The 19,958-nt window shown below is 68.8% G+C and carries 23 protein-coding genes; 7 read left to right on the plus strand and 16 right to left on the minus strand.

Annotated elements, in window-relative coordinates:
* The first annotated feature begins 7 nt into the window (after positions 1 to 7).
* Both HRC28_RS07550 and HRC28_RS07555 read left to right on the plus strand, forming a co-directional pair.
* Positions 8 to 199: a CsbD family protein gene (locus HRC28_RS07550; protein ID WP_182379512.1), complete on the plus strand. Its 192-nt coding sequence runs from the start codon at positions 8 to 10 to the stop codon at positions 197 to 199.
* Positions 200 to 307: 108 nt separating this feature from the next.
* Entirely contained in the window at positions 308 to 697 is a 390-nt protein-coding gene (locus HRC28_RS07555; protein WP_182379513.1) for a DUF5709 domain-containing protein, read from the plus strand.
* 34 nt (positions 698 to 731) lie between these two features.
* On the opposite strand, the gene HRC28_RS07560 is transcribed toward HRC28_RS07555, so the two are convergent.
* Positions 732 to 1,346 carry a TetR/AcrR family transcriptional regulator gene (locus tag HRC28_RS07560; RefSeq protein ID WP_182379514.1) on the minus strand — a complete coding sequence of 205 codons (615 nt, stop codon included), beginning with the start codon at positions 1,344 to 1,346 and terminating at the stop codon, positions 732 to 734.
* A 114-nt stretch (positions 1,347 to 1,460) separates the two neighbouring features.
* Between HRC28_RS07560 and HRC28_RS07565 the strand changes: the two genes are divergently transcribed.
* The 5 genes from HRC28_RS07565 (at position 1,461) to HRC28_RS07585 (ending at position 8,052) form a co-directional block, all read left to right on the plus strand.
* A complete protein-coding gene (locus HRC28_RS07565) occupies positions 1,461 to 2,411 on the plus strand; it encodes a hypothetical protein (protein ID WP_182379515.1) in 951 nt (316 codons plus the stop codon).
* Positions 2,408 to 4,924 (plus strand): PEP/pyruvate-binding domain-containing protein, encoded by a 2,517-nt coding sequence (locus HRC28_RS07570; RefSeq protein WP_182379516.1) that lies wholly within the window; start codon positions 2,408 to 2,410, stop codon positions 4,922 to 4,924. Before HRC28_RS07565 ends, HRC28_RS07570 begins: the two co-directional genes overlap by 4 nt.
* 151 nt (positions 4,925 to 5,075) lie before the next feature.
* Positions 5,076 to 5,888, plus strand: coding sequence for an alpha/beta fold hydrolase (locus HRC28_RS07575; protein WP_182379517.1), 813 nt, complete (start codon positions 5,076 to 5,078; stop codon positions 5,886 to 5,888).
* Between the two features lie 35 nt (positions 5,889 to 5,923).
* Entirely contained in the window at positions 5,924 to 6,364 is a 441-nt protein-coding gene (locus HRC28_RS07580; protein ID WP_182379518.1) for a YiiD C-terminal domain-containing protein, read from the plus strand.
* A gap of 116 nt (positions 6,365 to 6,480) precedes the next feature.
* The gene (locus HRC28_RS07585) at positions 6,481 to 8,052 is read left to right on the plus strand and encodes a GAF domain-containing sensor histidine kinase (protein WP_182379519.1); all 1,572 of its coding nucleotides are present in this window, start codon (positions 6,481 to 6,483) and stop codon (positions 8,050 to 8,052) included.
* Here HRC28_RS07585 and HRC28_RS07590 read toward each other — a convergent pair.
* The 15 genes from HRC28_RS07590 to HRC28_RS07660 all read right to left on the minus strand — a co-directional run bounded on the left by HRC28_RS07590 (position 8,033) and on the right by HRC28_RS07660 (position 19,954).
* Positions 8,033 to 8,305 (minus strand): hypothetical protein, encoded by a 273-nt coding sequence (locus tag HRC28_RS07590; RefSeq protein WP_182379520.1) that lies wholly within the window; start codon positions 8,303 to 8,305, stop codon positions 8,033 to 8,035. The genes HRC28_RS07585 and HRC28_RS07590 overlap by 20 nt on opposite strands.
* On the minus strand, positions 8,305 to 10,377 hold the full coding sequence (gene flhA / locus HRC28_RS07595; protein ID WP_202033265.1) for a flagellar biosynthesis protein FlhA: 2,073 nt from the start codon (positions 10,375 to 10,377) through the stop codon (positions 8,305 to 8,307). Before flhA ends, HRC28_RS07590 begins: the two co-directional genes overlap by 1 nt.
* A gap of 152 nt (positions 10,378 to 10,529) precedes the next feature.
* Positions 10,530 to 11,663 (minus strand): EscU/YscU/HrcU family type III secretion system export apparatus switch protein, encoded by a 1,134-nt coding sequence (locus HRC28_RS07600; protein ID WP_182379522.1) that lies wholly within the window; start codon positions 11,661 to 11,663, stop codon positions 10,530 to 10,532.
* Positions 11,660 to 12,427: a flagellar biosynthetic protein FliR gene (locus HRC28_RS07605; RefSeq protein WP_182379523.1), complete on the minus strand. Its 768-nt coding sequence runs from the start codon at positions 12,425 to 12,427 to the stop codon at positions 11,660 to 11,662. The genes HRC28_RS07600 and HRC28_RS07605 overlap by 4 nt, the downstream gene beginning before the upstream one ends.
* Before the next feature lie 10 nt (positions 12,428 to 12,437).
* Positions 12,438 to 12,707 carry a flagellar biosynthesis protein FliQ gene (gene fliQ / locus HRC28_RS07610; protein ID WP_182379524.1) on the minus strand — a complete coding sequence of 90 codons (270 nt, stop codon included), beginning with the start codon at positions 12,705 to 12,707 and terminating at the stop codon, positions 12,438 to 12,440.
* Between the two features lie 11 nt (positions 12,708 to 12,718).
* On the minus strand, positions 12,719 to 13,510 hold the full coding sequence (fliP, locus tag HRC28_RS07615) for a flagellar type III secretion system pore protein FliP (RefSeq protein ID WP_182379525.1): 792 nt from the start codon (positions 13,508 to 13,510) through the stop codon (positions 12,719 to 12,721).
* The gene (locus HRC28_RS07620; RefSeq protein ID WP_182379526.1) at positions 13,507 to 14,028 is read right to left on the minus strand and encodes a flagellar biosynthetic protein FliO; all 522 of its coding nucleotides are present in this window, start codon (positions 14,026 to 14,028) and stop codon (positions 13,507 to 13,509) included. The genes fliP and HRC28_RS07620 overlap by 4 nt, the downstream gene beginning before the upstream one ends.
* A gap of 5 nt (positions 14,029 to 14,033) precedes the next feature.
* Positions 14,034 to 14,840, minus strand: coding sequence for a flagellar motor switch protein FliN (gene fliN / locus HRC28_RS07625; protein WP_182379527.1), 807 nt, complete (start codon positions 14,838 to 14,840; stop codon positions 14,034 to 14,036).
* The gene (locus HRC28_RS07630) at positions 14,837 to 15,763 is read right to left on the minus strand and encodes a flagellar motor switch protein FliM (RefSeq protein ID WP_237111736.1); all 927 of its coding nucleotides are present in this window, start codon (positions 15,761 to 15,763) and stop codon (positions 14,837 to 14,839) included. The genes fliN and HRC28_RS07630 overlap by 4 nt, the downstream gene beginning before the upstream one ends.
* Positions 15,764 to 15,892: 129 nt before the next feature.
* Positions 15,893 to 16,321 (minus strand): flagellar basal body-associated FliL family protein, encoded by a 429-nt coding sequence (locus HRC28_RS07635; protein ID WP_237111837.1) that lies wholly within the window; start codon positions 16,319 to 16,321, stop codon positions 15,893 to 15,895.
* Between the two features lie 5 nt (positions 16,322 to 16,326).
* On the minus strand, positions 16,327 to 17,352 hold the full coding sequence (locus HRC28_RS07640; RefSeq protein ID WP_182379530.1) for a flagellar motor protein MotB: 1,026 nt from the start codon (positions 17,350 to 17,352) through the stop codon (positions 16,327 to 16,329).
* A complete protein-coding gene (locus HRC28_RS07645; RefSeq protein ID WP_237111737.1) occupies positions 17,352 to 18,122 on the minus strand; it encodes a MotA/TolQ/ExbB proton channel family protein in 771 nt (256 codons plus the stop codon). The genes HRC28_RS07640 and HRC28_RS07645 overlap by 1 nt, the downstream gene beginning before the upstream one ends.
* Positions 18,119 to 18,412 carry a flagellar FlbD family protein gene (locus HRC28_RS07650; RefSeq protein ID WP_182379531.1) on the minus strand — a complete coding sequence of 98 codons (294 nt, stop codon included), beginning with the start codon at positions 18,410 to 18,412 and terminating at the stop codon, positions 18,119 to 18,121. Before HRC28_RS07650 ends, HRC28_RS07645 begins: the two co-directional genes overlap by 4 nt.
* Before the next feature lie 150 nt (positions 18,413 to 18,562).
* Complete coding sequence (locus HRC28_RS07655) at positions 18,563 to 19,405, minus strand: flagellar hook-basal body complex protein (RefSeq protein ID WP_182379532.1); 843 nt, start codon at positions 19,403 to 19,405, stop codon at positions 18,563 to 18,565.
* A gap of 72 nt (positions 19,406 to 19,477) precedes the next feature.
* Entirely contained in the window at positions 19,478 to 19,954 is a 477-nt protein-coding gene (locus tag HRC28_RS07660; RefSeq protein WP_182379533.1) for a flagellar hook capping FlgD N-terminal domain-containing protein, read from the minus strand.
* Positions 19,955 to 19,958: the final 4 nt, after the last annotated feature.

The following is a 19,958-nucleotide window of genomic DNA, read 5'->3' on the forward strand; positions in this document are numbered from 1 at the left end:
GGTACTGATGGGTTTCGACGACGATGTCCGGAACAAGGCAGAGGACCTGAAGGGGCGCGCCAAGGAGGCGGCCGGTTCAGCGACGGACAACGACGACCTGAAGGCAGAGGGCCAGGCCGACCAGGCCAAGGCCGGCATCAAGGGCAAGATCGACGACGTCAAGGACAAGGTCAAGGACAAGGTCGACGACATCCTCTGATCGATCTGCACGAAGGGACCTCCGCGTCCCGCAAGCCCGGCGCGGTCCGACATCTGTCGGGCCGCGCCGTACCCGTGTGCGGATGATGCATCCGGGTACTGCAGGTTCATGAGCGACGAAAGCGGACAACTTCAGCCCCACGAGCCCCTGGACGACCGCGGCGTCGATGACGTCCTGGACGAGGGGTACTCACCGCCCGAGCGACTGCGCGGCTCGACGGCCAAAGGGGTGACCGCCCGCGAGGAGCTCGAGGGCGAAACCATCGAGGAGCGACTTCGTCAGGAGGAGCCCGAGGCGGACGTCGACCTCGATCAGATGGAGGACGACCCGTCGTTGCCCGGCGAGGTCGGTGATCAACGGGCGGGTCGGCTCGTGGCTCCCGCCGACGGAGCGGCAGGCGACATCGAGCAGGACTGGGTGGCGCGCGATGTCGGGATCGACGGTGCGGGCGCCAGTGCCGAGGAAGCGGCGATGCACATCACGGACGGCCCGGACTGATCGCCGGCGACGGCATGACGGAGCCGTTTGCCCGCTAGGCGAGTCCAGCGAGCGCGTCGACCTGGTCGGCCAGGCCCTCCAGGAACAGGTCCCGCGGGATCGGTCCGTGGGTCAGGACGTACTTCACCGGAACGGCCAGGCACAGTTGCGTGGCCAGCCAGCAGCGCGCTTCGAGCTCGGCCCCGGTGAGGGTCGAACCGGCGAGCAGGAATCCGAGTCGCATGTGGTCGTGCAGTCGCTGCTCGACACTTTCCCGGGAGTCGGGGGAGACCAGCCGGGGTGCTTCGTTGATGAGCACCTCGAGGTAGCGGCGGTTCTCCTCGAGGAGGGTGATCAGGGTGTCGGCGGCGGCGATGAACGCCGCGCGGTCGAGCTTTGTTGCCCCGCTGGTACGTGTGGTGACGGCCGTGCCGAGGTTCTTGAGGAAGCGGTCGAGGACGGCGCGCAGCACGCCGTCCTTGTCGCTGAAGTAGTAGTAGAGCGACCCGGGGCTGACCCCTGCTTCGCTGGCGATCTTGTTGGTGGAAGCGCCGTCGTATCCGTACCTGAGCAGAATGCGAGCACCTGCATCAATGATGCGGTCGACCATCTCCTCGGAACGCTGCTGTTGCGGCGGTTTACGAGTGTGGGCGTGGCGTGTCCCGGCCATCCAGTTCTCCTCCGGCGTCGAAGAAATGCGAGTTGAACTCGAATTTTGCATCACCCTAGCGTGACGACTGTCACGGTGATGCTCGTCGTGGCATGAGGGAGGGAAAAACATCTCATGATCACGGTCAAGGACGAAGAGCTTCACGCGCCGGGGGATCACCCCAACTGGCAGGAGAGCTTCTACTTCAACTGGTCCAGCGACGACGGCCGCTCGTTCGGCCTGACGCGGATCGGCCTGAACCACGCCGCCGGCACCGCCGACGCGGTCATGGTGATGCTCCACGACGGTGCGGCCGAACTGGTCTACGCCGCAGTGGGCGAGCCGATTCCGGCGCGCGTCCTGGAGACCTCCCTTGCCGAGGGCCTGACCATCGGTCGCCTGACCTACACCATGCTCGACCCGCTGGGGAGTTGGCGGATCGAGCTCGCCGGGCGCCAGCACGTCGAGTTGACCTGGACGGCGTTCACGCCCGCCGTTGACTTCCACGAGTCCTTCCCGGGCGACGTCGAGGACCTCCAGGCGCACTTCGAGCAGTCGGGCCATGTCGCCGGCTCGGTCGTCGTCGGCACCCATGTCGCGGACGTGAAGGGCCTCGGACAGCGCGACAAGTCGTGGGGGGTGCGCGACTGGTCCGGCATCAACGGCTGGGAGTGGATCGCTGGCCAGTTCAACGAGAACCTCAGCTTCAACGCGACCCTGACCGACGTCAACAACGTCCGCAGCCCCGCCGGCTTCTTCTTCCACGACGGCACCGCGCACATCGTGTGCGGCGTCCGGATCGAGTACACCGGTGGACACTGCCCGGAGACCGTGAAGATCGACATCACGGTCGACGGCGACCGCACGTACGTCGTGACGGGCAAGGCGCGAGCCCGGGTCCCGCTCTACAAGAAAGGCCTCTTCATCGAGGAGACCCAGTTCGGCTTCGAGTGCGAGATCGACGGCGTGCGCCACGAGGGCGTCGGCGTCGTCGAGCATGCGTTCCACACCGGCCCGGCCGCGCTCGTCTCGCGGCTTCCGCGACTGCTCAAGGTCGTCGCGCAGGCCCGGAAGGACTCGAAGTGATCGAGCGTCTCACTGCTGACACGGCCCCCGAACTCACCCGGTACGGCGGCAAGGCCTGCGGCCTCGTCCGGCTGATCAACGCCGGGCTGGATGTCCCCGAGGCCTGGGTCATTCCGGCCGCGGTCTCCCTCGACACCGCCCAGCGCCAGGCCTGTCTGGACCACGAACTCACCGCGTGGTGGGCCGACGTCGAGGCACAGTTCCCCGGTAGCCGCTGGGCCGTGCGGTCCTCCGCTGTCGCCGAGGACCTCGAAGGCGCGTCCTTCGCGGGCGTCTACGAGACGATCCTCGGTGTCGAGAACGCCGAGGCCCTCCTGCAGGCCGTGAAGACCTGCTGGCACGCACTCGAGGACACCCGGGCGGTGAGCTACCTCGCCACGCAGGGCATGACCAGTGAGGCGGGCATCGCCCTGGTGCTGCAGCGGATGGTCGAGGCGGACGTCGCCGGCGTCATGCTGACCGAGAACCCGATGCGGCCGTTCGACGACCAGATCGTCATCAACGCCTCGTGGGGCCTGGGCGAGGCGGTCGTCTCCGGACGCACCGACCCCGACACCATCGTGCTCGACCGCGGGACCGGCGAGGTCGTCTCGACCCGGATCGGCGCCAAGGAGCTCGAGATCGTCTGGGACGGCGGGATCGCCGAGCGTGCGGTTTCGGTCGAGCGCAGCAAGGAGTCCAGCCTGAGCGAGCAGGACATCGCGAACCTGCACGCACTGGCCGCCCAGGTCGGCGAGGCCCTGGGCCAGCGCCGCGACCTGGAGTGGGCCATCGAGGACGGTCGGCTCCGGGTCCTGCAGGACCGGCCGATCACGGGTCTGCCGCCGCGCGACCCCAAGGAGGTGTGGACCCGTCGCTTCGGTGACGAGTACCTCGCCGACTACATGTCGCCCCTCGGCTTCGACCTGATGGGTCCGTGGCTGATCGGCCCGAACATCGACGAGGTCGCCGTCCTCCAGCGTCGGCCCGAGATCGTCGAGATCGACAAGATCCGTCGCCATGACGGGTACGCCTACCTCAACGGCGCGTACGTGCTCGAGCTCGTGCGCGGTCTGCCCCTCGACTCGCGCGAGGGCCCGCTGGCGGCGTGGTTCGACGAGACGTTCGTCGAGCGGATCCGTGCCGTGCCGTTCGAGCGGCGCCTGCTGCTGAACGCGCTGCGTGCCCCCAGGCGAGACAGGGGTCGTGGCCCGGTCAAGGCCAACATCCTTGCCCTCGCGCGGCACAGTGCGGCCATCGACGCCAGCCTGCTGCCGAAGCGCAAGCAGGACTACACCGCGCTGAGCCGGGAGGAATGGCGTCGCCAGTACGACGAGGTCCAGGCCTTCGGCGAGGACCACTTCCGGGTGATCCGCTGGGGCATGGGCCACCACGGGCCGCTCCTCCAGGGCGTGCTCTCGAAGCTGCTGACCAGATGGGTCGGAGCCGACGCCGACCAGCAACTGCAGACACTCATCAGTGGTCTGCCCGGCACGATGACGGCTGCGATCAACCGCGACCTCTGGGACCTGGCGCTGCTCGCCCGCACCGAGTCCGACGTGCTCGAAGGCCTGCGGAGTGACCGGTCGTACGACGACGTGCGCACCCGCACCGCCGGCGCGGGCTTCTGGGCCGCGTTCGATGCCTTCCTCGTGCAGCACGGGCACCGCTCCGCGAGCCGCGAGGTGTCGGCGCACCGCTGGCACGAGCAGCCCGACGTCGTCCTCGGCCTGATCCGGGCGCAGGTACGGCCGGAGACCCCGGGTACCAGCCCCGCCGAGTTCGAGGAGCGCGCCGAGGCGCGTCGTCTGGAGACCGAGCGCGAGGTGCTCGTCGCTGTCAGCAAGGGCCCCCTGGGCGTCGTACGACGCAAGGCACTCGTGCACGTCCTCGGACAGGTGCAGGCCCTCACGGTCTACCGCGAGAACCAGCGCTATCACCTGGACCACATCCTCAACCACCTCCACCTGTTGCTGCTCGAACAGGGGCGCCGCTTCGTCGAGCGTGGTCTGCTGCTGGACCAGGCGGACGTCTTCCTGCTGACCGGGGACACCTTCCTTGCGGCGATCGAGGGCGACGTACCCGGACTGGCTGAGGACGTCGAGCAGTCCCGCCAGCACCGTGCGAAGCACGAGGGCCGGCTCCCGGCGGCGTACCTCTTCGACGAGGTGCCGACCGAGGGCCGGGTCGAGGCTCCGATGGCATCCGCCGACGGTTCGCTGGTCGGCTTCGGTGCCTCCTCCGGGACGGTCACCGGCACCGTCCGGTCGGTCGCGTCGCTGTCCGAGCTCTCGCAGGTCGAGGAGGGCGACATCCTCGTCGCCTCCAACATCGACCCGGGCTGGACCAGCGTGTTCCCGCTGCTGTCCGGCCTGATCACCGAGACGGGCGGCATCTTGTCGCACGGCGCGATCCTGGCCCGGGAGTACGGCATCCCGACGGTCACCAGTCTCGACGGCGCGATCGGCCTGTTGCCCAGCGGCACGCGGGTCACCGTGGACGGCACGGCGGGCACGGTGCTGGTCGTCGAGTGACGACGGCCCACGCCCGAGTGTGACGTGGGCCACAGGAATCTGGTTGGCCTGAATGCTTGCGCGCAGTTAGCGCTTTGCCTACTGTCGGTATGCGCAACTACTAGTTGCACCTAACTGCACGCCAGCGTCGGTGTGCGAAAGCGAGGTCGTGATGCTTGCCTACGAACGCTTCGGTTCGGGAGAGCCCCTCGTCCTGGTCCACGGGATCGGACATCGCAGGCAGGCCTGGTACCCGATCGCGGATCGGCTCGCGGAGCAGCGCGAGGTCATCCTGCTCGACCTGCCCGGTCACGGTGAGTCGCCGAGCCTGGTGAAGGACGGACGTCCGGTGCAGGAGATCCTGCGCGACGACCTCATCGAGTTGTTCGACGAGCTCGACATCCACCGGCCGCACATCGCCGGCAACTCGCTCGGTGGCCGGATCGCCCTCGAGGCTGCTGCAGACGACCTGGTCAGCAGTGCCACCACGCTGGCTCCGGCGGGCTTCTGGCGCAACCAGGTCGACTTCGCCTACATCCGCGCGGTCTTCACCGCCCTGACCGGCGCCGCGACCCTGGTCCAGCCGGTGGCCCCGGCCTTGATGCGGACGGCACCCGGTCGCGCCGCAGCCATGGGTCTGCTGATGACCCACGGTGGCCGGCTGACCCCCGAGCTCGCGATCGGCGACCTGCGCGGTCTGGTCCACGCTCGACCCGCACTGAAGACGATCATCGAAGGGCCCTCGACCTTCGACCGGCCGATCGATCCCTCGATCCCTGTCACCGTCGCCTGGGGCACGCGCGACCTGGTGCTGCTGCCCTACCAGGCGGCGCGGGCGCGCAAGGCGCTCCCGAACGCCACCCACGTCACGCTGCCCAAGTGCGGGCACGTCCCGATGATCGACGACATCGACCTGGTGGTCGACGTACTCCTCGAGGGTTCGGCGCACCCGCGCCTGGGCCTCGCGACGTACGACGTCGCCTGACTCCGGTGACCTCATCGGGCCACTAGGTTGGCCCGATGAGCACCACTGAGGAGATCACCGCAGGCCTGCACGGCCTGATCCCGATCGTCGCCGCCATGCAGGTCGAGATCATCGAGGCCGAGCCGAACTCGGCGGCCGCGCGGCTCCCTGCCGCACCGAACGTGAACCACTTCGGGACGTCGTACGCCGGATCGCTGTTCACCGTGGCCGAGGTGCTGGGTGGCGTCTTCGCCCGCACCTCGCTCGCTGCGGAGGGAGGCGTGCCCCTGGTCAAGCGGGTGGAGATCGACTTCCTGCGTCCCGCCATGACCGACGTCGTCGCCCGGGTCACCCTCAGTGACGAGGAGATCGCCCGTGTTCTTGCGGAGTACGCCGAACGCGGGAAGTCCGACTTCGAGCTCCTGGCCGAGGTCACCGACGAGGCCGGAACGGTCGTGGCGCGCACCCGCGGGGTCTATCAGCTGCGTCGCTTCTGACCAGCCTGACCTCAGGTCCGCGATTCCGATGCCGAAGGGATCGTGTCATCGTCTGCCGAAGGTAAAGAACAGCGCTAGCCTGAGGTCTGAACGATCCGTGGAGGGAGCGCGTTCTGATGGACCTCGAATTGCCGCCCGAAGCCAGGGCACTGCTCGACGCCGTGGTCGCGATCGGGTCGGACCGCGACCTGCGCGGTGTGCTGACGCGCATCGTCGTCGCGTCCTGTGAACTCACCGACGCGAAGTACGGCGTCCTCGGCATCGTCGACGACGACGGTGCCTTCACCGAACTGGTCCCGAACCCTGCGGTGGCCGAGGAGTTCGCGCACATCAAGGTGTTGCCGACCGGGTCGGGCCTGCTCGGCCTGGTGCCCCGCGAACGCCGGGCCATCCGCATCGACGACGTCACGACGCATCCGGATGCGACCGGGGTCTACCCCGACCGGCACCCGAAGATCGACAGCTTCCTCGGAGCGCCGGTGCTCGTGGACGAAAAGGCCTTCGGCCACCTCTACCTCGGCAACAAGCGGGGCGGCGCGCCGTTCACGGCCCGCGACCAGGCGCTGGTCGAGGCGCTGGCGCGCGCGGCTGGCGTGATGATCGACAACGCCCGGGCCTACGAACAGGTCGAGTGGCGTCGCCGCTGGCTGGTCGGCACCCGCGATGTCGGCAGCGACCTGACGGGGCGCGCCCGCGTGCAGGACGCGCTCAACGAACTCGTCACCTCGTTGCGTGAGCTCTGCGACGCACGGGTGGTTGCCTACGTGCGCCGTGTCGACGGACTGATCGAGATCCTCCAGGTCGCCGGTGACCAGGCGGCTGCCCCCGAGGTCATCGAGCGGTTGAACACCGAGATCCGCGCCGTCGTGGACACCCGCATGCCGACCCGGATCCCGGAATCGCCCGGCAACGCGACCCTCATCGTTCCTGTCCACACGCGCCTGGCCGGCGGCGCCGGGGCCATCGTCGTGGAGAACGCCCACGAGACGCCGTCCTTGCGCGGCGTCATGCTCGACCTCGTCGGCGTGACCGCCCTGCAGCTCGGCCTGATCCTCGATCGCGACCAGGCACTGCGCGATCGCGCGCAGCTGCTGGTCGCCAAGGACCGCGACCGAATCGCCCGCGACCTCCACGACCTCGTCATCCAGCGACTGTTCGCCACCGGCATGCAGCTCCAGGGTGCGCGCGGACTGGACCCCAGCGAGTTGCGCGGCCGCGTCGATGGAGCCATCACGGACCTCGACATCGCGATCAAGGAGCTGCGCGCGGCGATCTTCGAGCTCGGTGCCGGGCCGGTGAAGCCGCTGCTGGAAGAGGTCCGGTCACTCCTGAGCGAGTACGCCGTCGTGTTGGGCTTCCAGCCGGTGCTGCGGATCACCGGTCCCGTCGACCGGGCGCTCGTGCCGGAGGCCAGCACCCACGTGCTCACCACGCTTCGCGAGGCGCTCTCCAACATCGCTCGCCATGCCGACGCCTCGTCGGTGGTCGTCGAGATGACCGCGTCGTCGGCCTGGTTCCGGCTCGGTGTCGCGGACGACGGAGTTGGCTTCGACGAGTCCGTCGTGACCCCGGGCCACGGTTCGAGCAACCTCGCAGCGCGGGCCGCCGAACTCGGCGGTCACCTGACGGTGACGACGGCGCCCGGCGAAGGAACCACGCTGGAGTGGGTCATTCCGGCCGTGGGCTGATCTCGCCGGTCTCCACGGGGACGGGTTCGGGCGTGGGGCCCGCCACGACAGGCCAGACGGCCCGCAACAGCATGCTCACCGCGGTGCAGGCCAGCGCCACCAGCAGGAACCGCGTCAACGCCTGGTCGATCGTGAGCAGGCCCTGGCTGGCGCGGTAGGCCGCCGGGGAGGCCACCAGCGCGGCCACGAACAGCACGCGCAGATCGATCAACGCGGGCGTCTCGGGTGCCGGTCGGCGTGCGCGGCGCGCCATCAGGCACCTGCCGTGGTGAGGGCCGCGTGGGCGCCGACGGCGCCGTTGGAGCCGACGACCGCGACCGAACGCACCTGGCGGGCCGCGCCCAGCTCCGAGTAGGCCAGCACGGGGAGTCGTTCGACGGCCGGCGCCACCAGTCGTCGTACGGCGGCACGGAGCTGGGGTGCGCAGACCAGTGCCGGCCGAAGGCCCGCATTCTCGGCGTTCTGCGCACTCTGGACCAGACCGAGCAGGACGTTCTGGGCAACATCGGGCTGGAGCACGATGACGGCTCCTTGCTCCGTGGGCCGCAAGCCTTCGAGCATCTGCTGCTCGAGCATCGGGTCGAAGCTGATGGCGTGCAGCACGCCGTCGGAGACGTACGACGACGCGAGCGACGGTTCGAGGGAGGCGCGGGCTGCTTCAACGAGACCGTCGAGGTCCTTGGACGCCGAGGCGCGGATGGACAGCGCCTCGAAGATCCGCACCAGGTCGCGGATCGGGATCCGCTCGTCGAGCAGGGCCCGCAGGACGCGCTGCACCTCACCCAGCGGCAGCTGCACCGGGGTGAGCTCCTCGATGACGACGGGGTGCGAGCGCTTGACGATGTCGGTGAGCAGGCGGACGTCCTCGCGGCCGAGCAACCGGCTGGCGTGCTGGTGCACGACTTCAGAAAGGTGGGTCGTGACGACCGATGCCCGGTCCACAACGGTGGCGCCGCCGATCTCCGCCTGGTGGCGCAGTTCGGCCGGGATCCACTTGGCCTCGAGGCCGAAGACCGGCTCCTGAGTGGGCGTTCCGGGCAGCGAACTGAGGTGATCGCCGATGGCCAGCACCGTGCCGCGAGGCGCTTCGCCGCGGGCCACCTCGGCGCCGTACAGCGTGATGGCGTAGGTGTTCGGCGGCAGTTCGAGGTTGTCGCGGGTGCGCACGGGCGGGATCACGATGCCGAGCTCGCCGGCCACCTTCCGGCGCAGTGCCTTCACCCGGTCGAGCAGGTCGCCGCCCGCGCGGGCATCGACGAGATCGATCAGGTCGGCGGACAGTTCGAGGCCGAGTGGGTCGACGCGGATCTCGGCAGCCAGGGCCTCGGGGGAGTCGGGTGCTTCGACGAGTTCGCCGGTCGTCGTACCGCTGGCGGCGGCTTCCGTCTCGGCGGCATCCTCGTCGACCCGGCTGGCGGCGAGGAGGAAGAGGCCGCCGACGAGCAGGAACGGGATCTTCGGGAGGCCGGGGATCAGGCACATCCCGAGGGCTCCGAAACCCGCCACCCGCAACGGCATCTTGCGCGCGAACACCTGGCCGACGATGTCCGAGCCCATGTCGGAGTCGGCAACCGAGCGGGTGACGATGAGGCCGGTCGCGACCGACAGCAACAGGGCGGGGACCTGGGAGACCAGGCCGTCGCCGATGGAGAGCAGCGAGTACGTCTGGATGGCCTCGCCGAACGGCATCCCGTTCTGGGCGACGCCGATCGCGAAACCGCCGAGCAGGTTGACGAGGGTGATGATGATCGCGGCGATCGCGTCACCCTTCACGAACTTCGAGGCGCCGTCCATCGCACCGTGGAAGTCGGCCTCGGCGTGCACCTCGGCCCGCCGTCGGCGCGCCTCGTCCTCGTCGATGAGGCCGGAGTTGAGGTCGGCGTCGATCGCCATCTGCTTGCCGGGCATGGCGTCGAGTGCGAACCGCGCCCCTACCTCAGCGACGCGACCGGCACCGTTGGTGATCACCAGGAACTGGATGACGAGCAGGATCGAGAAGACGATCAGTCCGACGATCAGCGAGCCACCGACGACGAAGTGCCCGAACGTGTCGATCACCTTGCCGGCGTACCCGTCGACCAACACCAGCCGAGTCGCGCTGACGTTGAGCGCCAGCCGGAACAGGGTCATCACCAGGATCACCGACGGGAAAGCGGCGAACTCCAGCGGCTTGTGGATGAACATCGCGACCATCAGCACCAGCAGTGCACCGGTGATGTTCAGGGCGATCAGTACGTCGAGGAGCACGGCCGGCAGCGGCACCACGAGCATCACGACGATCATCACGATGCCGAGGGGGACACCGAGCTTCGTCAGCGACTTCATGTCCATGGGGTGGATCAGCCTCTCGCGGGTCGACCGGGGTCGACAGCCGAGCGCCGTCCGTGGCACTGCAAATGGGGGACGCCGTCCTGGCGTCGTACTGCTCATCGGTCGGGAGGGCGTGGGGTTGAGCGGTTCCGGGCCTGCACCCGCAGTCAGGTGCTGATCGCCCGCCGCCGCCCGGCCGCAGTGAGGACCTCGGGCACGTCCTCGGTACGACGGGGGGAGCGGTGCTTTCCGCCGTACTGACCGGCGTTGCGGCGACTGAGGACGAAGGCCAGCACCTGCGCGACCGCGGCCCAGAGTTCGCGGGGGATCTCCTGGCCCACCTCGCAGTTGCGGTAGATCGCGCGCGCCAGGGTGACGTCCTGGACGAGGGGGATGCGCTCCTCTGCGGCCCGTTCGCGGATCTTCGCGGCGATCGCCCCGGCGCCCCGGGCGACGACCCGCGGCGCTCCTCGCGACGGGTCGTAGCGCAGGGCGACGGCCACGTGGGTCGGGTTCACCAGGAGTACGTCGGCGGTGGCGACATCGGCCATCATCCGGTTGCGCGCCATCGCCAACTGGCGGCTGCGGATCGCGCTCTTGATCATCGGGTCGCCCTCGGCCTGCTTGTGCTCCTGCTTGATCTCGCTGTGGCTCATCCGGGTCTGCTTGCCGATCCGGCGGCGCATCATCGCGTAGTCGGCGGCAGCCATGGCCAGACCGGCCACGGCGACGCTGAGGATCAGGTGCGAGACCTCGTCGGCGAGCAGGCCCAACACGGTCTCGATCGGCAGTACGTCGCCGACCAGCGGCATCATCGCGCGTACGGCGCCGTAGGCGAGGAACGCGACGACGCTGCTCTTGCCGAGCACCTTCACGCCCTCCCACAGTGCGTGCGGGCCGAACGCCCGTTTCGCGCCCTTGATCGGGTCGAGCTTCTTGAAGTCCGGCTTGACCAGCTTGGGGGAGAGGTAAAAGCCGCCCTGGGCGAGCGCAGCGACGACGCCGACCACCATCACCATCGAGCCGAGGATCACCAGGGTCAGCAGGACGTGCTGAGATGCGTCGGCGAGCAGGTCCAGGGCCAGCGGGATCGACGGGTCCTCGATCGCGCGGAAGTGGACGGACATCATCGTCCGGATCGCGTTGAGTTCCTTGTCCAGCAAGGGCCCCATCGCCAGGGTCACCACGAACAGCGCCGCCCAACCGCCCAGTTCTGGGGTCCGGGGGACCTGCCCGTCCTTCTTCGCCTGCTTCTTGCGCTTCGGAGTGGGTTTCTCGGTCTTCTCCTCGCTGCCTGTCATCCGGCACCCGCCATCGAGGCCATCGCCTCGTTCGCCAGCTCGACCAGGTGGTCGACGGCGCCGGGCAGCATCGGGAAGGACAGGCCGAGCAGCAGCAGGGTGAGTCCGACCTTGGCCGGGAACATCACGTTGAGGGCGTTGAGCTGCGGTGCGACCTTGGTGAGCAGTGCGAGCGCGAGGTCGGCGACGAACAGCACCGCGATCATCGGGAGCGCCATCTGTACCGCCACGGTGAAGAACATCGAGAACGCCGTCACCAGCACGGCGTCCCAGTTCGACATGTCCGGCATGCTGGTGAGCGGCAGGTACTTGAACGTGCTGAGCAGCCCGCCGATCACCAGCAGGTGGCCGCCCGACGCCATCAGCAGGATGGTCGCGAGCATCTGGTGGAACCGCCCGAAGACGGTGTTCATGTTCATGCCCAGCGGGTCCCACGCCGAGGCCAGCGCGAATCCGCCGAACAGGTCGATCAGCGCACCGGCTGCGCCGATCGCCGAGAACAACAGCATCGTCACGTAGCCCATTGCCAGGCCGATCAGGGCCTGGGACGCGGTCGCGACGAGGAGTCCGGGCGTCGTACTCGGGAGGGCTTCGGTGGCCAGCGTCGGCGCCATCGACAGCGACAGGCCGAGCGCCAGGATCACCTTCGCCATCGACGGAATGCCCCGCGTCGAGAACGGCGGTACGACGATGAGCCACGTCGCCACGCGCACGGAAGCGAGCAGCAGCGCGGTCAGTTGGGCACCGTCGACGGTCAGGATCACGACAGCGCCGCTAGACGAGCAGGCCCGGAAGGAGGTCGAACAGTTCCTGCGTGAAGGCGATCAGCGTGTGCAGCATCCAGTTGCCGCAGAACAGCAGCGCGAGGCCGACACCGACGAGCTTCGGCACGAAGGCGAGCGTGAACTCCTGGATCTGCGTCATCGACTGGAAGAGCGAGATCACGAAGCCGATCACCAGCGCGGTGGCGAGGATCGGGGCCGACAGCTTGAGGGCCACCAGCATCGTCTTGAGGGCGATCTCGATGATCGCGGTGTCAGTCATGGCAAGCGCACCTAACCGGTTCCGTAGGAGGCGACCAGGGACTTGATGACCAGGGCCCAGCCGTCGACCATCACGAACAGCAACAGTTTGAACGGGAGCGACACCATCACCGGCGGCATCATCATCATGCCGAGACTCATCAACGCGCCGCTGACGACGATGTCGATCACCAGGAACGGGATGAAGATGATGAACCCGATGATGAACGCGTCCTTGAGCTCGGACAGCACGAATGCCGGGATCAGGGTGGCCGTCGAGACGTCGTCGCGGTTCTCGGGGAGCTCGCGGTCGGCGACGCTGGTCAGCAGCATCAGCTCGTCGTCGCCGGTGTTGTCGAGCATGAACGCCCGCAGCGGCTCCATTCCGTCGTGGAACGCCTCGGACGTCTTCTTGTCGCCATCGAGATAGGGCTGCACGCCGTCGTCGTTGATCTGCCCCAGCACCGGCGCCATGATGAACAGGCTCAGGAACAGGGCGAGGCCGGCGAGCACCTGGTTGTTCGGGGTCTGCTGGAGGCCGAGCGCGTTGCGGGTCAGGCCCAGCACGACGAGGATCTTCGTGAAGCTCGTGCAGGTCAGCATGATCGCCGGCAGCAGGCTGACCATGGTCAGGGCGAGGAACACGACCAGGCTGTTGCTGGGCTTGTCCGTCATGCCGGTCAGGTCGATCTGGACGGATCCGCCGCCGGCCGGACCGTTGGGTCCGTCGGGGCCGACGGGTTCGGCCATCGCGGCCATCGGGGCAAGGAGGACCAGGCCGATCGTCCCCACCACGAGGATGATCAGCCGACGCAGGGCCGTCATGACGCGCGCCGTCGAGGGGGTGCTGGGTCCGCGGTGTTCCCGGCGTTGCCGGCATTGCCGGTGAACGCGGCGAGGGTCTGCTTCCAGGTCTGGGGTGACAGCACGGATCCGGCGAGCGGACCCGTCGCAGCAGTCGCCTTCGACGGCGTCTTCGCCGGCGTCGTCACTGGCGCCTCGGCTGACACGTCGAGCATCCGTCGGTGCCGCGCGGGCTCCGGCGTGCTCTCCACCTCGGCCGCGAGGTCCAGGCCGATCTCGTCGGGCTCCACCTCGGCGAGCAGGGTGAGCTGCTGCTCGGTGGTGCCGATGACCAGCACCCGGGTGCCGATCGAGACGACCGCGACGCCCATGCCGCGGCCCAGTGCCTGGCGGTGCACGACCTGGATCGCAGCGCCACTGGGCGCCTTGAACCGCCGGTTCACCGTGCGGGCGATCAGCAGCATCAGCCCGACGACGACCGCGAGCGAGCCGACCAGCCGGACGGCCAGCTCCCCGATGCTCGAGTCAGCGCCGGACATGGTGATCAGACCGCCGCTGCAGCGTCGACGATCTCGGTGACACGCAGGCCGAAGTCCTCGTCCACCACGACGACCTCGCCACGGGCGACGAGCCGGCCGTTGACGAGCAGGTCGGCAGGGCTGCCGGCCGCGCGGTCGAGTTCGAGTACGGCGCCCGGCGTCAGGGCCAGCAGGTCGCGGACAGTCATCCGGGTGCGGCCCAGTTCGACCGTCACCTCCATGTCCACGCCGTGCAGGAGTTCGAGCCCACGCGGGGGGACGACCGTCGTACCAAAGGCCGGAACGAAGGGGGCGTCCACCGCGGCGATGTCGGCAGTGGCCGCACCGGGCAAGGCGGCGAGATCGTCGTCGGCCGCCAGGGGCTCCCGGGCGCCGGCCAGGGTGGCTTCGGGGACCAGCACCGCCGCGGCGATGCCGAGGCCGATGAGGGGCACGGTGCTGAACGCAGCGCCGAGCTCTGTGGTGATGTCGAAGCCGTCGGCGTCGAGGTCGAGGGTGCGGGCGCTGCGAGCCCGGGCGCCCAGGCGCAGTGCGGCCGCGTCGATCGCCGGCTGGATCGCGGAGGCGACGTCGAGTCCGCCGAGCGGGCTGGAGGCGAGCGCGTCGACCAGTTCCTTGCCGATCAGGATGGCCACCGAACCGGGGACGCCGCCGTCGAGGTCGGCGATCGCGCCACCCGCGAAGGCAGCCGCGACGTGCGGGGAGCCGGGCTGGACCGGGCCGAGGGTCAGCGGCGTGACGGCCGGCAGCGACTGTGCTGCTGCCTCCGCCACTGACTGGGCCAGCTCGGTCGGGTCGGATGCGGTGGTCATGAGTTCTCCTCGGGCGTGGTGACGATGAGGGCGGCCAGACGCTGGCCGCGAGCACCGGGGGTGGCATGGGCGAAGGTGGTGCCGGCCACGGTGACGTCGAGCGGCGCCGAGGCAGGGTGCGACAGGCGGACCACCGAGCCGGGCTGCAACGCAGCGAGGAACTCGGGGTCGAGGGTGATCGGCCGGAACCGCACGGACACGGCGACCGGCACCCGGTTGAACTGCTCGTGCAGCAACTGCGACGACTCCGCACGCTGCGCGCGTTCCCGGTCGGAGACGGCACCGCTGCCGGACGCGTTGGCCAGGTGCGGCAGCAGGCCGGAGAACGGCAGGCAGATCGACATCTTGTGCGCCCGCTCACCGATCCGCAGTTCGAGGCTCACCACCACCATCACGTCGGCGGCACTGGCGGCCTGCGCGAACTGGGGGCTGTACTCGTTGCCGGTGATCGTCGGTTCGAGGACCACGATGCCGTCGAGGGAGTAGCGCATCTCGCTGAGCAGGCGCTCGACCAGCCCGCGGATCACGCCGTCCTCGATCTCGGTCAGCGGCCGGTCGGGCTGCTCGTCGGAGCCCGGTCCACCGAGCATGTGGTCGATGCACGACATGGTCGCGAACAACGGGATCTCCAGCACGCCCGTGCCCGGCATCGGGTCGGCGGAAAAGAGGGTGAGGTACGTCGACGGGCCGAGGCTGTCGACGTACTCCGCATAGGTGCGCTGGTCGATGCCCACGAGCGTCACCGAGCACACCGTCCGCAACGAACTGGTGAAGACCGTCGTCGCCTGGCGCGCGAAACCGTCGAAGCCGAGCTGCAGGGTGCGCTGGTGCTCCCGCGAGAGCTGGATCGGTCGCCGGAAGTCGTACGGCGTCGGTTCGGCCGTACGAGCACGGCGGCGGGGCCGCTGCGGGGCGAGAGTCACGCAGGGCCCATCGTCGTCGCCACGGGTGACCTGAGGGGTCACCGAGGAGTTTGGGGACGCCGTGCGGCCACGTCTGTGTGGCCCGTAGTGACTACAAAGGGTCCCGGGGACGGTCCCGGGACCGTTGTTCTACTGGGTGACGAACTCGGTGAAGTACACCTCCATCACGTCACCGTGGTACCGGTGCTCGAGCTCCTTGTTCAGCTCGGCACGCAGTTCTTCGCGCATCTCCGGCTTGTTCACTTCGCCGACCGGCCGGCCGCTGAAGACACCGATTGCTGCGTCGAGCGCCTTGCTGCCGTCCGCCTCGTGCGCCGTCTCGGTCAGTTGCAGGGCCAGGCCCAGCCGCAGGTAGTGGCCCGACGCGAGGTTGACCTGGATCGACTCGAGTTGTACGACCTCGCCCGGCTTCGGCTCGACCTTGCCCTCCGGCTTGAGCAGGAAGTACCAGGCTCCGGCGGCGAGGACAGCGATCGCAAGGACCACGATGCCGATCTTCTTCGTCTTGCCGGAGTTGGCCGCTGGCTCGGCGGTGGCGTTCTGGGCGTTGGCGGTCATCGTGCTCACGGGAGTTCCTCCTGGCGGGTACTGCCGGGTCGGCCGGAGGCCGTCGGGTGGTGGTCGGTGTCTGTCGTGGGGGTGTCGCTGGCGGGCGGCGGCGGAGCGTCCTCGTCGTCGACGAGCCCGGCTTCGCGGCGGAGGTCGGCGTACGCCTCGCCCATCAGGGCACGGGTCTCGGCCGGCGCCTGGCTGAGCACGAGGATGTCGACGCGCTTGTTGATCTTCTGCGAGTCGGCGAGGGCCGGGGCGATCAGCGGCTTGGTGTGACCGAACCCGGTGGCGCGCAGTCGTGGAGCGGGGAGGCCGTGGACCTCCTCGAGTCGGCGGAGCACGTGCGCGGCGCGGGCCAGCGAGAGCTCCCAGTCGGTCGGGTAGAACCGCGGCTTCACCTTCTCCTGGGTGGTGTGGCCGTCCAGTTCGATCGGCTCCGGCAGGACCTTCAGGACGGGCGCCAGGGTGTCGACCACCCGGCGGCCGCGGTCGGTGAGTTCAGCCATGTCGGGCTGGAAGACGACGTGCTGCGAGACCAGGCTGACCACGAGGCCGCGCTCGTCGACCGTCGCCCGGACGTCGTCACGCAGGCCCTGCTTGCGCAGCGCCTTGTCGATCTCCTTCCACACCTTCAGGAGCCGGTCGACCTCGGTGGTCGCGTCGCCGTACGCCCGCTCATTGCGGAGGCGGTCGGACTCCTTCATGATCTGCACGACCTGGTCGCGTTGTGACTCGGGGACCTGCGCCAGCAACATCTGGTACGACGCGTCGGCGGGGTCGTTTGCGCCCTTGGAGTTGCTGATCGGGCTCTCGCCGCTGAGGATCGACTGCTCGCGACCGAAGCCGACGGCCAGGCCTTCCTTGAGCTGCTGGTACTTCTTCTCGTCGACCGTCGACATCGCGAACATGACGATGAACAGCACCATCAACAAGGTGACCATGTCGGCGTAGGTGACCAGCCAGCGTTCGTCGCCGCCGTGGCCCTCCTCGTGGTCTTCCTCGTGATGTCGCCGACGCGGCGCCCCGTGTCCGGACATCAGGCGGCCTCCCGCTCGGCCGTTCCGGTGGGCAGGAGCGAGCGGAGCTTCTCGGCGACCAGGCGCGGGTTGGCACCGGCCTGGATGGCGGCGACGCCCTCGATGGCGACTTCCATCCGGGCGCACTCGAGCTCGCCGATCCGCTTGAGCCGGCTGGAGAGCGGCAGCCAGATCACGTTGGCCGACATGACACCCCACAGCGTCGCGACGAACGCGCCGGCGATGAGGTGGCCGAGCTCCTCGGGGCTGGCGAGGTTCTCCAGGACGTGGACCAGGCCCATGACGGTGCCGATGATGCCGATGGTGGGCGCGTAGGCGCCGGCGTCGCCGAAGAACTTCGCAGCCTGCTTGTCATCGCGCTTCTTCGCGCGCAGCTCGGCTTCGAGGATGTCGCGTACGTCGTCCGGGTCGGTGCCGTCGATCGCCATCGTGACGCCCTTGACCAGGAACGGGTCGTCGATGTCGCGCAGGCTGTCCTCGAGCGCCAGAAGACCTTCGCGCCGGGCCCGCTCAGCGAGGCTGACCACCTGGGGGACGAGTGCGTCGGCGGGCTCGACCTTTCCGCTCATCGCGCGGCCGATGTTCTTGCCGGCTGCCTTCGCGTCCGCCATCGTGCCGCCGGCGACGGTCACCATGATCGTCGTACCGAGCACCAGCAGCATCGGCGGCAGGAGCAGCAGGCTCATCGGGTTGCCGCCCTCCATCATGTTGGCGACGACGATGATGACCAGACCGGCGACGATTCCGACCGGGGTGGCGATGTCCTTCACTGGATTCCTCCACGGTGGCGGTCGGTCAACGGGACGGCGCTCAGACGAGCAGGTCGGGGGACGCTGGAGCCCACGGGCGGGATCACGACGGCGTCCGGAAGCGCGGAGCGAGCCACGATCAGGGCCCGGTAGCGGACGATCGATTCGAGGACGGCGTCCAGCGGCTCGGACACGAGATACTTGGTGCCGTCGACGAGCGTCACCACCGTGTCGGGCGTGCAGTCGACACGCTCGATCAGATCGGCGTTGAGCAGGAACACGGTTCCTGACAGTCGGGTCAACGAAATCACCGCGGCACCTCCATGTGCGTGGATCGATTCCAGGAGCCATCCGTGGCTCGCTTCATGGGTTCCATCGGCCACCCGGGGTGGTCCCTGACCAAAAGCACCGCGACACGCGGATTTACGGTGCTTTTGGCTGGGGGCCACCCCGCAGTGACGTCAGCGCTTGATGTTGACGAGCTCTTCGAGGACCTGGTCGCTGGTCGTGATGACGCGCGAACTGGCCTGGAAGCCGCGCTGGGCGAGGATCAGGTTGGTGAACTCGGCCGACAGGTCGACGTTCGACATCTCGAGGGCACCGGCCGTCATCTGGCCGCGCTGGCCCTGGCCAGCCACGCCGAGCTGCACCGCGCCCGAGTTGGCCGACTCCCGGAACGACGTGTCGCCGACCCGGTCCATGCCCATCGGGTTGGCGAAGTCGGCCACCGCGAGCTGCGCGATGTCGCGCTGCACACCGTCGGAGTAGACGCCACGGAGCTTGCCGTCGGCGGCGATCGAGTACGACGTCAGGTCGACGCCCGGAGGCAGCGGGATCGAGTTCAGGTCGACGTCGATCAGGCCACCGGTCGGCAGGCCGGCGACGTCGAGGGCATAACCCTGGACGCGGGTGCCGGTCGGCGTCACCAGCACGCCGGTCTGGTCGAAGGTGAAGGCACCGGCGCGGGTGTACATGTTCTCGGCGCCGTCACGGACCACGAAGAAGCCGTCGCCCTGGAGCATCAGGTCGGTGGGACGCCCGGTCATCTGCGCCGAGCCCTGGCCGAAGTTGGTCGTGGTCGCTGCGAGCTGCACGCCCAGCCCGATCTGGATGGGGTTGGTGCCGCCGCGCTCGGCGTTGCCACCGGAGGCCGCCGTCAGCATCTGGCTCAACGTGTCGGAGAAGACCGTGGTGCTGGCCTTGAAGCCGGTGGTGTTGGCGTTGGCGATGTTGTTGCCCGTGATGTCGAGCATGGTCTGGTTGGTGCGAAGGCCGGAGATGCCGGCGAAGAGCGAGCGAAGCATGGTGGTTCTCCTTCTCGGATGGTGCGGTGGACGTTGATCGGACCCGAGGCCCGTTGATCGAACTTGTCGAGATCAGGCGGGTGTGCCGCTGGGCGTACCCGTCGTGCCGCTCGGGGGTGGCGCGGTGATGGTCGGCGCGGTGCCGACACTGATCACGCCGGTGATCGGCACCTGGTGCCCGTCGACGCTGAGCATCGGCCCGGTCGACAGATAGGTGGTGCCCTGGACCGTGCCGCTGAGCTCGGCCCCGCTGGCGTCGTACCAACGGACGGTCTGGCCGATCATCGAGCTCGCGCCGAACGCGAGTTGAGTGCTCAGGAGCATCGCCGTCTGGTCGGCGACGGCCTGCATCTTCTCCAGCGCGGTGAACTGCGCGGTCTGGGCCATGAACTCGCTGGAGTCGGCCGGGTTGAGTGGATCCTGGTAGCGCATCTGCGCGACCATCAGCTCCAGGAAGACCTTCTGGTCACCGAAGCTGTTGGTCTGGGCGGTACTCGTTGCTCCGGACGTGACGCCGTACGTCACGCCTTCGGTTGCGCCGATGGACATGGTG

This window comes from Nocardioides sp. WS12 (assembly GCF_014108865.1).
In the GTDB taxonomy this organism is placed as follows: Bacteria; Actinomycetota; Actinomycetes; order Propionibacteriales; family Nocardioidaceae; genus Nocardioides.